Here is a 14,892-nt window from a genome sequence, read left to right as displayed (position 1 = left end):
GAATGGTTATTATTATTTAGTTTCGGGAATGTATACAATCATGGCATTGCATCCCGTTTTGTTTTCATATCCCATTGCTTCCGGAGTCGATTCGGTGATTCGTTCGGGCGCGATATGATGTTTTTCTATCAATATCTTTCGGATGGCTTCCGAACGGCGGCTGCGCAATTCCCGGTCTGCTTTCTTATCTGTAAGATTATCGCTGAAAGCAATGATTTGGATGCTTGAGTTATTATCCTTCATCCATTCACCTATACCATCTATCTTCTGTCCCTGTTCTTCACTGACGAATGAACTGAATTCATCGAACATGATGTCGATGGAGAGTGCATCTTTTTGCGGAACAATCATTAAGTTCTGGCCATCCATTATCTTCCGGCGTTCCTTTAATTCCTGTTTCATTTGCATTACCTCTTCACAAAGTATCCCTACTTTCTGCTTTATTTCCAGTAGATCCGTTTCCGGCATATAGAGTGATTGGGTACTGTTATTTATACTCTTCCGATATTTATCTCTGAAAGTATATGCAAGTCCGATTGTCAGGTTGCTTTGCATATAAATTTTGTTGTTCAGTTCCTTGTTGTAGTATTTGGGTAAAATCTTCAATCCCGGTTCTATAAATACACTGAACTTTCTGTTTACATTGTACGAAGCCTGAATTGAGAAGTTCCCCGAAATAGTGTTTACTCTTGTGTATTTCGGGTCATTGTCTCCAAAGTCATAATAGTTGAAACCGGCACCTAAAATAGCCGTCAGGTTGAATCTTTTGAATCCATTATTTCCTATCAGAGTCAGCATATAATCCAGGTTTGCGCTGAGTTGTGTGGCCTCTGCATTATTTTCTATCCGGTTCTTACCAATCTCCGCAGTGGCCCTGAAGCCCGAGAAAGGTGTCAGATATACTCCTCCGGAGACTTTGCCGCCTGCATACACGTTACCGATAGTCTTGGTCATCCATTCTCCATTCAGAGCACCCGATACAAACCAATTACCTTTTTCAAACTTTTCCTTGACGTTTGGCTGTTCCTGTGCCTGTAAGTTACAAGTTGTCAGTAGCAGTGCTGCCCCAACGATCCATTTATTTTGTTTCAATCCCAATATACCTGTCATGGTTGTGCTATATTAATACGACATTTATTGATGCAATCTGTTTCTTTTTGTTTCCCGGACCGGTCACGACAATTGAAGTGATATAGAGTTTATCTCCTTTTTCCAACTGTCTGATCAATTCCATTTGCCTGGCCGAAAATTTGTTTCCGGTGTTGGTTATTGAAGTTACCGCTTTACTGTTTCCTTTAATCAATACCATTTCAAAACTGTTAATCTCGTAGTTGGCTTTCGGACCATCACTGATTGAAGCCCCCAATTGTGTCATGTTGGATACCAGCCGTTTGTTAATGGGTACATTTCCTCGGTATTGCACTGTATTTCCATTGTCATCCGTACAGAGGATATAGGGTGTCGGATCGGGCAATGCCTTTACGGTATATCGATACTCGGCCAGTTGTCTTGCCACTCCGTTTTTTATCTGTGTGGCGGTTATGGTTGCTGTCTGTGCTTTTTCATTGGGAACGGCGATGCATTGATTTCCTCTTTTAAGTATCTTTCCATTAGTCATATTGAATGTCACCTCGTTGAATGGGATTCCCGCAGTCAGTATATTTAACGGGTTTTCATAGTCGGTATACAAGATACTTGTTAAGGTGGGTGTAATCTGTACTACAGGCAAATCCACCGTTCCGTCTCTATTTACTATCATCTGGTCTTCATTGATAAATACAAAGGTCCCGTTTTTTCCGTCTTCCGCTTCTTCATATAGCAATGACCGATATACTTCGTTTACACACAGCAGCACCTCTTCCTGTATTTTGTTGATGAATGTCACTCCACCGATGGCAGGGAGGTAGGAGAACGTCTCTTTTTCCCAGGAAATGCCTGTGCCCGGTCCTTCCGTATCCAGATAAGTGCCGATCAGTTTCCGGTGTGATTCATTTTTAATCAGTGATAGCGTCTCCGCTTTGAATGCTTCCAGTGAGAGCCTGAGCATTTTGCCTTTGCCTCCGGTCACCGACAGGAATACTTCCGGCACAGCATTCAGGTCGTCTTTAGCCTTCAGCTTTCCCGTTTCATATTTTTCTTTGTCCGCTTTCCGGGCAATATCTTCTTTCAGTTCTTCCAGTGTGCCCATCAGCTTCCCTGCTGTTGCGTCTATGCTCTGTGCTGATAAGGTTGCCTGGTCATTCCGGCTGTTGTTGATTCGTTCCAGTAAAGTCCGGTTATATTCTTCCAACTGCTCTATTTGTGGAAGATAATCATTATTCATCAGTCCATATCCTTCCAAGACATCCGATGATATATTGATAGCCAGCATGGCAATCAGCACCACATACAGCAGGTTTATCATTTTTTGTCTTGGCGGTAATGTATATTTAGCCATGTGTTTCTGTTATTTCCCTGTTTTTACGTTCATGGCATTCAGCATCTGACTGTATTGTTTGTTAAGCAATTCGATGTATGCTGCCATTTTTTCCATTTCTTTTTTCAACTCTTCCAAATTCATATCGTTCAACGACCTGGCATGTTCGGTCATGCCTTTAATCTGTGCTTCGTATGTTTCATTGAGTTTTCCGATGTTGCTTTCCAATCTTTTCAGTTGCTGCAGGTACTTTTCCGTCACCAGCGTGTCTGCTACTCCCGTGTTCGGATTTATGTTTGCGTTTTTGTCATTCAATAACGGAAACACTCTTTCCCATTTGTACTCTCTTGCCGGTTCATCAAATCCGGAAATGAAGAAAATGAATACTTCCGTAAATAATCCGATCATCAATAACAGATTATCATAAGGCATGTGAGCTATTTTAAATACAGCTCCCAGAATTACAAGACAGGCTCCCCAACAATAACAGAGGTTATAGAAACGTTTTCCTGTTCTGCTCGATAAGAATTTACTTAATTTCATTAGTCAATCCGTTTTTGAATTCTCCACAGAGTGTACCGATTTTTACCTGGTTGATCATTTCTTTTATCGGTATAAAAATGACCGCTGCCAATCAGTGTATTCTGTGGAGAATCTCTGAGTTATTAGAATTTGTATATTACGCCTACGGTCATCATGCCGGCGGCAAACACATCATCCTTATTTTCCACATCATAGAACTTGGTGCTGATTTTAATTCCCGGTTCTGCAAAGACACTTAGTTTCGAGTTCAGTTTGAAGGCAGCCTGCAGAGAGAAATTACCGCTTATCGTATTCGTTTTTGATAAATTCGGAAAGTCGTTATCAAATGAATAGTAGTTGTATCCCAGTCCGAAAATCGCATTCAGCCGGAACTTGCTGTCTTCATTTGTATAGTTCTTCATCAAGCTCACCATGATGTCTGCTCCGGCACCTGCCGTTACAGCGTTGTATCGGCCTTTCAGCCACACATTACCGGCCTCTGCGTTGACACGCAGACCGATAATCTTGTTTAACCACACTCCACCGGATACTTTACCTCCCAGCATGTTGCTTGCCGAACCGTTTAAAGCCGATAGTCCATTTATACCTCCCGACACAAACCACTCCGGTTTGAACGGATTGTCCTGTGCTTTCATATTTCCGAATGCCATCAGCAATCCTACCAAGAGCAATACTGTTTTTATATTATTCAGCTTCATAATTTAGTTATTTAGTAAAAGAATAGTGTTTACAGGATCGATTTTAAACTTTACCTCCCGAGTGCTGGCTTGCTTCCACATTCGTGTAAGTTATCTTCATTCCCGTATAAAATTTCAGAGTAATCGTTACAGTTCTTCCGCCACTGATTTTGAACGTGTATTTCTTTTCGCAATATTTGGCCTGGTTCAGGTAATACAGAATATGGTTACCGCTGATACCGGCTACCAGTTCCTGATTCACTTTGTATATGCCTGTCGTGCCTTCTTGCGCTTCGATGGCACTGTTGATCATAGATGCCATTCCTTTTGCATCCGTAGCGTTTACACCGGCATTGGCTAATGCTGTTTCCGGAGTCACTGTATATTCCCATCCGGCTGTTGCCTCAAAGTTGATTTTATATTCAGGGATGGCTGTCATATTTCCTTCGTTACTCTTTTTCTCCTCTTTGTTTGTCTCGCCTATTTGTTCAGAACCGGTAGTCTTGCTACTTTTGATACGCATTGAATACTTGCCGGACAGTGTTGCTCCGGCGGGTAATGTAAATGTATAGCTGTTCGATGCCACGTCATAGGCAGCATCAGCCACTTTGTCCCAGCTTTCTCCGGCTCTTGTTGCCGCTTTCTGGTTGTACACTTCCACGTCCTCAAATGTGGCATTTTCCGAGGCTTTGTTCACCACTGCCAGCGTGACCGGTTTGGCAAGTGTCACGGCCTCTGTTGTTGCCACTTCGATATTGGCAATAGCCACCGGAGTTTCCACCGTTCCTGTTGTCACGGTAGTTGTGGCGGCTGCAGGCTCTTCATAAGGAGTGATGCTTACGTTGGTTGTTGTTTCAATCGCTCCAGGGGGGACAATTACGGCTGCTTCCGCCTTTGTCATGTCACTGTGCCCTTTGTCTGTTACAATTATTTCTTCTGTCGCTTCGGCATCTATTTCCTTGGCGGGACTCTGCTTGCTTAGTTTTACGCTTAAGCTCACCATGCTGCGGTTCTCCGCATTGTCTGCAATGGTGGCCTGTGCATTATCTATACTCAGGTATCCCTCCTTTGTAAAAGTAACGGTATATGCTTTCTTACTGTCTACCGTCAGTTTGTATGCTCCTTCTGCATCTGTGGTAGCTGTAGCCTCGCCTGCCTTTACTTCCACACCGGGCAGAGCAGTGCTTCCTTCCGTAACTTTACCTGCGATGTAGTACTCTATCGTTTTCTCGGCAGGGTCCACTACTATTTCCGGCTTCTTCTCGTCTTCGCCGAAAGAGCATCCGGTTGTTCCCAAGGTGGTTGCCACCAGCAACACACCTATCTTAAATAAGTCACTTTTTTTCATAATCATTTTTGTCATTAAGAAAATATTAAAATTACTTTTTATTTCTCTCTTTTTCGATACTTCTGATCAGGAAGTATCGCATATATTCCGGTTGGAAGTATCCGCTGCTCCGGTTCTCTGCCGGACGTGTCTGATAGGTATATCCCATTTTCTTATCGGCATACTCACCCCATGACACCATGCTGTATTCGGCTGCAAAGAATTCGGCCGGCTTGATTCTTATGGCATGGTTCCGGTTCCATTTCTTTCCGGGCAACGGGATGGCAAAATGAAAGCCCCCGTTGACCTCTCCTTCTACGTACATGGCGTATACTCCCACGGCATATTCTCCGAAGTGGCGTGTGCAGTCACCTCTTATTCCGTAGTCGCCGTATAGATACCTTCCGGCCTGTAAATCCAATTGAACATTGAATTGCGGACATAGAGCGAACCTTTCACAGCCGCATTGATGCGTTGCCTTGTCCCGATATACCATCCTTCGTCCGTGATGGCCGAATATCCGGTTGTTCCTATCTGTGCGCCCAGTTCCACTCGTCCGTTCCCGGTGCGGTATTTCACTTCCGCCTGTGCGCCGATCCGGTGATTGGTAAAGTTACCTATCACGATACGTCCCAGAAAGTTGTTACGGAACCTTATCTCCTGTGAGAGTGTCATCACACCCGGCCGTATCTTCCGGTATTCCCCTTTCATATTGGTTGCGATGGGGAAAACCACCTGTGCTGTTGCTTCTGCTCCTTTCCATAAAGCCATTTCCACGGCAGGAGACAGATTCACCGTATATGAATATAATTTCTCAAAAGTCGAGTTTTCTAAAGATACTTCCGGATACAGGACGATGTCCGCTTTCCATGCCGAGCGGTTGATCACTTCTGTGCTTTCCTTCAATAACCGCATGGGACGGTCGGTGCTGTAACTCAGGCTCATTCGTTCGTATACCTCTTTCAGCGTTATCTTACCGGCCTTGTAACCGGTTATCAATGTATCCGGCAGACAGATACTCAGTTGGGGAATCCCGTTTCCGTCCAGCGCCACCAGTTCCAGATTTCCGTTACTTATGCCTTCCATTCCGGCGACAATCGCTTTTCCTATTCCGCGATAAGTTCCCCGATATACATTGTCCTCAAAAGCAGCGATGGTTGTTCCCCCGGCTTCGGCTGTCCGGATATTCTCCAGACCCAGCTCCCTGAGTTTACGGGCCACTTGCGCATCAATCATGACAGGGCAGGAGAGGAGCAGGCCGATTATAATTATCAATTTCTTCTTCATACGGATTAATGGATTAAAACGCATTCATATCGTATTCCGGCAGAAATACATTTAAACTCCCGGGTAAATACATTCAGTGAGAGATGTTTCCATAATTTGGCTGCTGCTCCTACGTTAAATCCGTCGGAGTCATACTCGGCCATGACGGACAGTGGTTTGCAAAAGGAGGGAGTATAGCTGAGGCCGCCGAATATACCGTCCTGTAAGATATACTTGTCTTTACTCAATGGGTGATAGTAACCTGCGGTCGCTGCCAGTCGATGTTCGCCTATCCTAAAGTTCTTTGTAACCACTCCGTATACGGACGCGAAATAATTTGTACCCTTGTCTTTGAACGGGTCGTTACTTCCAATGACTACTGCCGGCCAATATTTACCTTCTTTCAGCGGACGTATCCTGACCGATAAAGACCTGTCCTGCTGATTAAATTTGGGCTTTGTAGCCATATAGTCACTTTTCAGCAAGATGCAACGGTAATTCAATTCTAAGAATGAAAAGAAAGTGATGTTCACGAAATAGTTTCCAGAATTATATTTAAACGGATTCAGTTCTTTGGGCAAGTAGTTGCCACCGATCATAAACGTTCCCGTCTGCTGCATCTCGGCGGTCGGAATGTTCATCATCCCCGTTGTCCCCATGGTGTACTGTGCCTTGATTCCCGATGCCATCACCATTACACAGACCGTTAATACTGCTTTTTTTAATCTCATTGATTTATGTTATATGGAGAATTTTTCTTTGGTGATGTTCCATAGGAACAAGGCATTTCCGATGATATACCGGCGCCACATCCGTTTAGGCTCTTTGATCAGGCGATACAGCCATTCCAACCCGTGCTCCTGCCACCAGACCGGAGCACGTTCCACCGTACCCGCAAAGAAGTCGAATACCGCTCCAATGGTCCCTATGTGTCCGTTCACCTCCAGTTCATCCAGATGCGCATACGCCCATTTCTCTTGTTTGGGAGCCGTCATGCCTATCCATAATAAGTCCGGCTTCGCCTCGTTTATGGCATCTATCATCATTCGGTTTTCTTCTTGTGTAAACTCCGGTTTGTAGGGAGGAGAGTAAGCTTTGATCTGAATATTCGGATATATGGTTTTAGCTTTTTCTTTAATCAGCTTAAGTGTATTTCCGTTGCTTCCCAGAAAGTAGCAGATGCCTCCTTTCCGGTTCAACCGTCCCATTTCATATTCAAAAAGATCCCATCCGGCGGTACGTTCTATGCTCTCTTTCCGGAGCCACCTGAAAGCCAGCACCATGCTTGCCCCGTCCGGAATCAGTGCTCCGCCTTTAAGCAAGGCTTCTGCAAATTCAGCATCTTTCAGCGCCGTATTATATGAATGGGCATTAATCGTGTTTATCAATAATTTACCCTCAGGCAATACCGATAAGTCACTCCTGTGCTTCAGGAGTGAAACTGTTTTAAGCTTCAACATGTTTTGTGAAAAAGGAATGGGTGATTATAAGTACGCTACGCTGTTACCTGTCACGAAGAACAGGCTTTCGAATATGTGGTAAGAATTTCTTTGCAAAGGTATGCTTTTTCGGATAAAGAGAAAAATTTTATTGAAAAAAGATATCTGTGCATATTGTTTTCATGTGGTGTGCCTTTCCTTCTGTTATTGTGACAATACTTTTTCATATAGACTAATCATCTGCTTGGCTTTATTATCCCACGATAGTTCCTCTTGACGGGCTTTGCAATTTTCAGACATTTGCTTAAGTACATCTCTATGGTTAAATAGATATGTTATCTTCTCCGCAAAATCGTTGATGGACTGTTGCGGAGTAGATAAGGGTATCCTATACCCAATAGAAGAGTCTATAAGAGGGCCAAATCCGCATCTATTGAAGCAAAGTATTGGTAGGCTATTTTCAATAGCTTCTAATATAACAGTGGAAGTCGCTTCAAATATACTGGTAAAGAAAAATAGATCAGCTCTTTTCATCATATCGAGGACTTTATCATGAGGTATAAGGCCATGCCAAGTACACATATGATCTATCCCTAATAGGGTTGCATGTTTTTTGTAGAATATACTTTCTTGAGAATTGAATGATTGCCCTATAATGTGAAATTCGATATTTCCCAAATGTTTGATTTTTGCAATTGTATCTAGTGCTAATTGTAATTGTTTTGTATAAATAAATCGTCCAACCCATAAAATCGTAAAATTCTTGTTTTTATTGGGTGCTTTTTCTAAGCATGGAGATATACATCCTGTCTCATTGATTTGGAATGTTTTTATTTTGTGATATTTATATATTGTTTCTTTAGCTTCAGGAGAAACTGTAAATATATAGTTGGCTTTTTTTAGAGCGGCTATGACTCTTTTAGAATATTGTAATTGTAGCTGTGTTATTCGGTTCTTTAACAGGAAAAATATTTTAAATTTCAATTTGGCATCTTTTAAAAATGAATATGGTATATTACCTATACCTGCAATGGGCCCCCATATAAATGGCTTTTCTATTTTCCATAAATATCCAGGCTCTCTAAAACCTACCATGTTTAGTTGGTGAATGATATCTATAGGATACTTTTCCACGATCTCTTTAGCTATTTCTAATGTCTTTTTTTGCCATTTTTTGTAGTAATAATAGAAACGCCAATCTCCTTGATTCCAACACATTTTTCTTACTTTTTCCGATACTGGATTGTAATAAAAATGCATATTCTTCCCTTGAGGTAGACTGGGGACTGTCGCTTCTATCTTGTCTTTGAATTCGCCTTCAGTGATGATGTGTAGTTCACAATATTTGGCAAGATTTGTACACCAATTCCAAGCCATTCCGGGCTCACTACCCATATTGGGTGAACAAGCGTAGGCATTAATTAATATAGATAACATTTTTTGTAACGAACTAAATTTAGTATGAATTTCTGTTTAGGAATTGAAGATGATATTCTTTTTCTGAGATATTAGAGAATCTATCTCTGATTTTTTTCGCTGGAACTCCTCCCCATATTTCGCATGGTGGAACGTTTTTATTGACGATCGATCCTGAAGCTATTATGGATCCTTTTCCAATGGTGATACCTGCTATTATGGTAGAGTTGTGTCCTATCCAAACGTCATCTTCAACTATTGTAAGTCCGTCTTTTCCTCTTTCACCATTCCAAATATATTCTCCTGGAGAAGTGAATATATGATCATTTCGTCCAATAAAACAGACTCTTCCTGCTATAAGTATATAATTCCCAAATTTAACATTAGAAGCCACATTACAATAATTTCCAAATTGTACATTGTTACCAATTGATATATCCATTTTGGCGAAAGATGTATGTGGCATTATTCTTACGAAACCATTATATTTTACCCATGGATATTTAAAGTGGAAAAGATACCAAGTGCGTATTATGTTCATTATATACCTTAGCAAGAAATTGAATTTACTTCTTCCTACTGGTATGTTGTGATAATTTATTTTCATGATTTGTGAAAAACTTTTATATATTCATTAAAAGTACAAGGCATTAGGTTCTCTGCCGGTCTTTTCCTTTTTGGGTATTTTTGAAAAGCTATATTGAGAGTCCTAATAAATTCATCTTTTTTAAGTGGGTTAAAGACTATGCCATTTGAAGAATTAATAAAGTCTAATGCTCCAATATATTGGCTGGCTATTACTGGGCATCCATAAATTAATGCTTCATTTACAACGGCACCGAAGGGTTCATAAAGACTAGGAAGAATTAAGAAATTTGCGACATCATACCAAGCATATAGTTCTATACCATTACTATATCCAGTAAATACAACTTTTTCTTCAATTTTAAGTATTTTGGCTTGTTCTTCTAAACCTTTTTTTTCTTTTCCGGTTCCAACAATAATAAGTTTGAAATTTTTGTTTTGAACTTTAGATAAAGCATTGAGCAACAGATCTAACCCTTTAATTTTTACTAATCTTCCTATATACAAAATTATTATTTCATCTTGTATGTTATATTTTTCTTTATTTTGCTTGATTATTATTTCAAATTGTGGTCGATAGGATAATAAAGATTGTGGATTTTGTATATTGGGACAAACTTCTACTTGTAATAAAGGAAATTTCTTTTGATACCATTGCTTTACGTTTTGACTATATACAATAATTCCATTTGAATTATTTAAAATAAATTTTCTTGCTATGGATTTGGCGCCATTTACCGCTTTTGCTATCTCTAAATTATCAGAAGTTGTTATATAGTATTTGTATGAACACATTTTCAACTTTTTGTATAATGCTACCAATACACTTGTTGGCGAATATTCATGAGAGAATACGATATCTGGTTTATGCTTTCTTATAAGTTTTAATATTCCCAGGCGTACAGGTCTATTTCCTATTTTAAAGCCATTATTTAAAAATACAGTATTTATATTCTGTAGTTTATTTAGTAAATCTTGTCTATTGTATGTGAACCCTTCGCATTCTGCATCTGTAAATACGATAGTTAAATCATAGAGTTTACCCATCTCATTGAATATATCTACTCTCCATGGGGGTAGATATTGATAGAAGACTAATGCTTTGCTTTTTTTCATCGTCCGATACAACTGTATTCAAATCCTAAATTCTTCATTTCTTGCGCATCATATATGTTACGTCCGTCAATGATTAGTGTTTTGTTCATTGATTTCTGCAATACACCCCAGCTTGGCAGACGGAACTGTTTCCATTCTGTTATTAGCAGCAATGCGTCTGCGTTTAGAATCGCATCATACATATCTGCGGCATACTCTACTGCCTCTCCTATACGGCGATGGCATTCATCCATTGCTATAGGATCGTATACACGTACCTTGCATCCTGCTTTGAGTAATTCGTCAATTGTGACCAAAGCCGTAGCTTCACGCATATCATCTGTTTCCGGTTTAAAAGCCAATCCCCAGATGGCAATGGTTTTTCCTTTTAAAGCTCCTCCATAATAGGCTGAAAGTTTTTTAAATAGAATGCTTTTCTGACTTTCGTTTACTTCTTCCACAGCTTTCAACACTTTCATTTCGTAGCCATTTTTTTCGGCCGTTTTTATCAATGCTTTTACATCCTTGGGGAAACAACTACCTCCATATCCACATCCCGGATAGAGAAATTTACTTCCGATACGGCTGTCTGCTCCGATGCCTTTACGCACCATGTTCACATCCGCACCCATCACTTCGCATAGGTTTGCGATATCATTCATGAAACTGATACGTGTGGCCAGCATTGAGTTTGCCGCGTATTTTATCATTTCTGCCGAAGGAATATCAGTAAAGATAATCCGATAATTGTTCATCATAAATGGCTTGTAGAGTTTACTCATAAGCTCTCTGGCCCTTTCTGATTCTACGCCCACCACTACCCGGTCGGGACTCATAAAGTCTTTGATAGCAGCACCTTCTTTCAGGAATTCCGGATTCGAAGCCACATCAAATTCTATTTCTACTCCTCTCTTATCCAGTTCTTCCTGAATGGCTGCCTTGACTTTCTTTGCAGTACCGACGGGTACGGTCGATTTGGTAACAAGTATCAGGTACTTCTTCATACTCCGGCCCACTGTACGGGCAACTTCAAGTACATAGGTCAGGTCAGCACTGCCATCTTCGTCCGGGGGAGTACCTACCGCACTAAAAACAACATCCACATTGTCCAGGCATGTTGTAATATCTGTGGTGAAATTCAATCTGCCCTCCCGATGATTACGGAGTACCATCTCCTCTAACCCCGGCTCATAAATAGGGATTTGTCCTTGTAATAATCTTGTTATTTTTTCTTCGTTCACGTCTACACAAGTCACGTTGACTCCCATTTCCGCAAAGCAAGTGCCGGATACTAATCCGACATAGCCTGTACCTACTACTGCTATATTCATATTGATAATGGTTTAATGTCTTTTTTGATATGCTTTATAAATCTGTGTTATGATTCCTAAGATTGTTTTCCGGATTCCTACCATCTTAATGGTAAAAAGAATAGGATGTTGAACATGATTCTGCATCTTTTTTAATCGCTCATCTTTTAAGTTTAAAACAACTGGTAGTGCGACTTTTAGGAATGGTATACCGTGATGCGCTGACTTAAATGGTAGTTGGTAAATCCCTTTTAGATCTGCTATATGTTGATGCTGTTCAATATCCCATTGTGAACAATTCGAATAGAAATAATAAATATCGGTATGCGGATTAAGAAATGGGATGATATCGAAATATTTGTTTTTGCCACTCTTTTCTAGTCTGAAAACAAGAGGATTAATCTTTTCAGAACTTCGGCTCAATAACGATTTCAATTCGTATTGCGGATTAAATGCGATCACCTTCTTTGTTTGAAGTATGGAGCCATATAAGATGGCGGCGTATGCTCCGGCAGAGCTTCCTAACATCACGGTATGATATCCTTCGGTTTCTTTTCTTAGAAATTCGATTAGCTTTTCCGGAGTGTTTATGTTTGAATTGATTCCTGCCAAATACCATTGTTTGAATACATCTCGTATGAAGATATGTTTGTACGCTCTTTTTATGCGTGAACCGTACCATTCGAAGAAGTTCTTCTCAATAATTCTTTTCTTGAAAATCTCTTCTGTATTCGGATAATAGATATCATTGCTGCAAAAATAGACAGCGCAATAATCCCTATCCCTATACAGTGTATTGTATTCTATTAAATAGTTTGGCTGGTTGCGGTATACGTCTTGTACGATCTTAGAATCTGTTTGAAAAACAAAACAAGATTGATTGGCTATTTCCATAGTTGTGGGAATAAAACTCGGATATGAATAGATATAAAATGCTTCAGTGCTGTAGATAAACCGAAATTTCTTTTCTCAAAATGGAAGAAAGGGATCGGTTCGGCATATCCCAATGGGGAATATAAATTTTTGATACGTTGTACCAATGGGACTTCTTTTCGTGCCCATGCCGGCAAGTGGGGATTCAGGTCACATATACCTAAATACTCGGTTGACACATATATTTTAAACCCTGCTTTTCGCGCTCTGTATCCGTAATCTAAGTCACCTATGGCATGGCGGAAGGTCCAATCCAGATTTCCTATCTTATTGAAAATCATTGCAGGAATAAGAACACAGTTTCCATTGAATGTTTCGCATTCCTGTAGGTTACCATTAGGAGTTATTTTCCCTTTTGAGGTGTGGCCGCTATAGGTCGTTTCATTCCTTTGTGAGGAGCATATTGAAGCTACAATTATTGCTTGTTGATTGGTTTGCTTACTATGGAGCAATAGCTTATTTAATGTGTTGTCGAATAAGAATGTATCATCATTAAGCCATAAATAATAGTCATACTTTTTTCTTTTAGCTGCTTCTTCCCAAGCTGTGTACATTCCCCGGTTCCAAAACAAATTTCCTTTCGAATGGATTATGTTTACTTCAGGGAATTCTTGTGCGACAGCTTCCGGTGTACCGTCTGTACATCCGTCATTGGTTAGATAGATGTCAACGCTATATCCTTGGATAGGGAGTTGTTTGTAAAGATTGCCAAGGCATTGGAGTGTTTTCTCTTTCCGGTTAAAGACGGTGAGTAGGACCGCTATTGATTTCATTTCCCTTTTGTGTAAAGTTTGAATATTTCTGTAGCGTTGGTTTGCATATCATATTTTCGGTGTACTAATTTTACTCCGTTATCCGTTATGTTTTGCCGCTTCGCTGGATCGTTAAACAGAGACAATACTGTTTGCGCCAATAAATGGTAATCTTCTTTTATTAATATGGAACATTCTTGCTCTTGGTTAAAGTCGTGTAATCCTGGCACATCATAGAGGATAGTCGGTATACGACATGCCATTGCTTCTATTGTAGTTAAAGAGATGCCTTCAAATTTACTGGTCATTAAATAGATATCAGATGCTATTAAATATTTCCTAATATCACTCTGGTTTCCACAAAAGCGAATATGGGATGAAACATCCAGTTGCTGTGCTAACTCTTTTTCTTCTTTCAGTGTTTTGCCATCTCCTAAATGTAAATAAACCGCATCAGGATACTTTTGGGTTATTTCGGGTAATGCCTTAATGATATCTGTATGTCGTTTTATGGTACTGCATCCACCTACGGATATCAAGACCAGAGCCTTTGAGGCAATATCCAATTGTTTTCTGAATTTTTCTTTTTCTCCTTCTCTGGCTGAAAAAAAGCGATTGCTACCGTACCAGTTATATATCTTGATAGTTTTATTATGATAATAGCTTTTCTCATTATTATATACGGAATCACTGATAGTTTGGAATGTACATTTAAAGATGTTTTTAGCACTCCATCTGAGCCACCAATGTAATGGGTAGGAATACCAGTGTGACTTGAAAACACTATGAAATGTATATATAGCTTTACACCCTGCCTTTTGAGCGCAATATGACATTGTCCATTTCATGTCTGATCTATGGATATGTACTATATCATAGTTCTCTTTTTTAAGGAAAGATACGAATTCTGCATAATACTTTATTTTTTGTATAACACCCTTAGGACATGGTTTATGAAATACTTTGTAACCTATATTTTTAAAATAGGAGGCATATTCTCCAAGACTTGCAGCGGTATTCACTACTGATAGTTCGCAGTCTAAATATTGAAAAACCGGGGCTGCATCTACATACATAATTTCAGCACCCGAGAATTTTAATTCGTTTAATATATGAATAACTTTCATAAGATC

Annotated in this window: 14 protein-coding genes and 1 pseudogene; all 15 read right to left on the bottom strand. The window is 40.0% G+C overall.

What is annotated here, in order from left to right:
* Positions 1-12 precede the first annotated feature (12 nt).
* Entirely contained in the window at positions 13-1,110 is a 1,098-nt protein-coding gene (locus tag R3O62_RS18025; RefSeq protein ID WP_022012592.1) for an OmpA family protein, read from the bottom strand.
* A 7-nt stretch (positions 1,111-1,117) separates the two neighbouring features.
* Positions 1,118-2,437 carry a GldM family protein gene (locus R3O62_RS18020; RefSeq protein ID WP_186992729.1) on the bottom strand — a complete coding sequence of 440 codons (1,320 nt, stop codon included), beginning with the start codon at positions 2,435-2,437 and terminating at the stop codon, positions 1,118-1,120.
* A gap of 9 nt (positions 2,438-2,446) precedes the next feature.
* A complete protein-coding gene (gldL, locus tag R3O62_RS18015; protein WP_032530462.1) occupies positions 2,447-2,959 on the bottom strand; it encodes a gliding motility protein GldL in 513 nt (170 codons plus the stop codon).
* Between the two features lie 122 nt (positions 2,960-3,081).
* The gene (locus R3O62_RS18010) at positions 3,082-3,657 is read right to left on the bottom strand and encodes a histidine kinase (RefSeq protein WP_032530463.1); all 576 of its coding nucleotides are present in this window, start codon (positions 3,655-3,657) and stop codon (positions 3,082-3,084) included.
* A gap of 43 nt (positions 3,658-3,700) precedes the next feature.
* Positions 3,701-4,984 (bottom strand): carboxypeptidase-like regulatory domain-containing protein, encoded by a 1,284-nt coding sequence (locus R3O62_RS18005; RefSeq protein ID WP_032530495.1) that lies wholly within the window; start codon positions 4,982-4,984, stop codon positions 3,701-3,703.
* Positions 4,985-5,015: 31 nt separating this feature from the next.
* Positions 5,016-6,250: pseudogene (locus tag R3O62_RS18000) on the bottom strand (hypothetical protein).
* Between the two features lie 5 nt (positions 6,251-6,255).
* The gene (locus R3O62_RS17995; protein ID WP_032530464.1) at positions 6,256-6,960 is read right to left on the bottom strand and encodes a YjbH domain-containing protein; all 705 of its coding nucleotides are present in this window, start codon (positions 6,958-6,960) and stop codon (positions 6,256-6,258) included.
* 9 nt (positions 6,961-6,969) lie between these two features.
* A complete protein-coding gene (locus R3O62_RS17990) occupies positions 6,970-7,689 on the bottom strand; it encodes a WecB/TagA/CpsF family glycosyltransferase (RefSeq protein ID WP_193683976.1) in 720 nt (239 codons plus the stop codon).
* A 183-nt stretch (positions 7,690-7,872) separates the two neighbouring features.
* On the bottom strand, positions 7,873-9,105 hold the full coding sequence (locus R3O62_RS17985) for a glycosyltransferase family 4 protein (RefSeq protein WP_269110435.1): 1,233 nt from the start codon (positions 9,103-9,105) through the stop codon (positions 7,873-7,875).
* 19 nt (positions 9,106-9,124) lie between these two features.
* Complete coding sequence (locus R3O62_RS17980) at positions 9,125-9,691, bottom strand: acyltransferase (RefSeq protein ID WP_269110436.1); 567 nt, start codon at positions 9,689-9,691, stop codon at positions 9,125-9,127.
* Positions 9,688-10,785, bottom strand: a complete 1,098-nt coding sequence (locus tag R3O62_RS17975) for a glycosyltransferase (protein WP_269110437.1) — start codon at positions 10,783-10,785, stop codon at positions 9,688-9,690. The genes R3O62_RS17980 and R3O62_RS17975 overlap by 4 nt, the downstream gene beginning before the upstream one ends.
* On the bottom strand, positions 10,782-12,095 hold the full coding sequence (locus R3O62_RS17970; RefSeq protein ID WP_269110438.1) for a UDP-glucose dehydrogenase family protein: 1,314 nt from the start codon (positions 12,093-12,095) through the stop codon (positions 10,782-10,784). The genes R3O62_RS17975 and R3O62_RS17970 overlap by 4 nt, the downstream gene beginning before the upstream one ends.
* Positions 12,096-12,107: 12 nt before the next feature.
* Positions 12,108-12,968 (bottom strand): hypothetical protein, encoded by an 861-nt coding sequence (locus R3O62_RS17965; protein WP_005806844.1) that lies wholly within the window; start codon positions 12,966-12,968, stop codon positions 12,108-12,110.
* Positions 12,959-13,780, bottom strand: coding sequence for a glycosyltransferase family 2 protein (locus R3O62_RS17960; protein WP_005806842.1), 822 nt, complete (start codon positions 13,778-13,780; stop codon positions 12,959-12,961). The genes R3O62_RS17965 and R3O62_RS17960 overlap by 10 nt, the downstream gene beginning before the upstream one ends.
* A complete protein-coding gene (locus tag R3O62_RS17955) occupies positions 13,777-14,886 on the bottom strand; it encodes a glycosyltransferase (protein WP_269110439.1) in 1,110 nt (369 codons plus the stop codon). Before R3O62_RS17955 ends, R3O62_RS17960 begins: the two co-directional genes overlap by 4 nt.
* Positions 14,887-14,892: the final 6 nt, after the last annotated feature.

It is taken from the genome of Bacteroides hominis (genome assembly GCF_033042785.2).
Lineage (GTDB): Bacteria > Bacteroidota > Bacteroidia > Bacteroidales > Bacteroidaceae > Bacteroides > Bacteroides hominis.
Note: the sequence above shows the minus strand (reverse complement) of the source record. Positions and strands in the feature narration are given on the sequence as shown.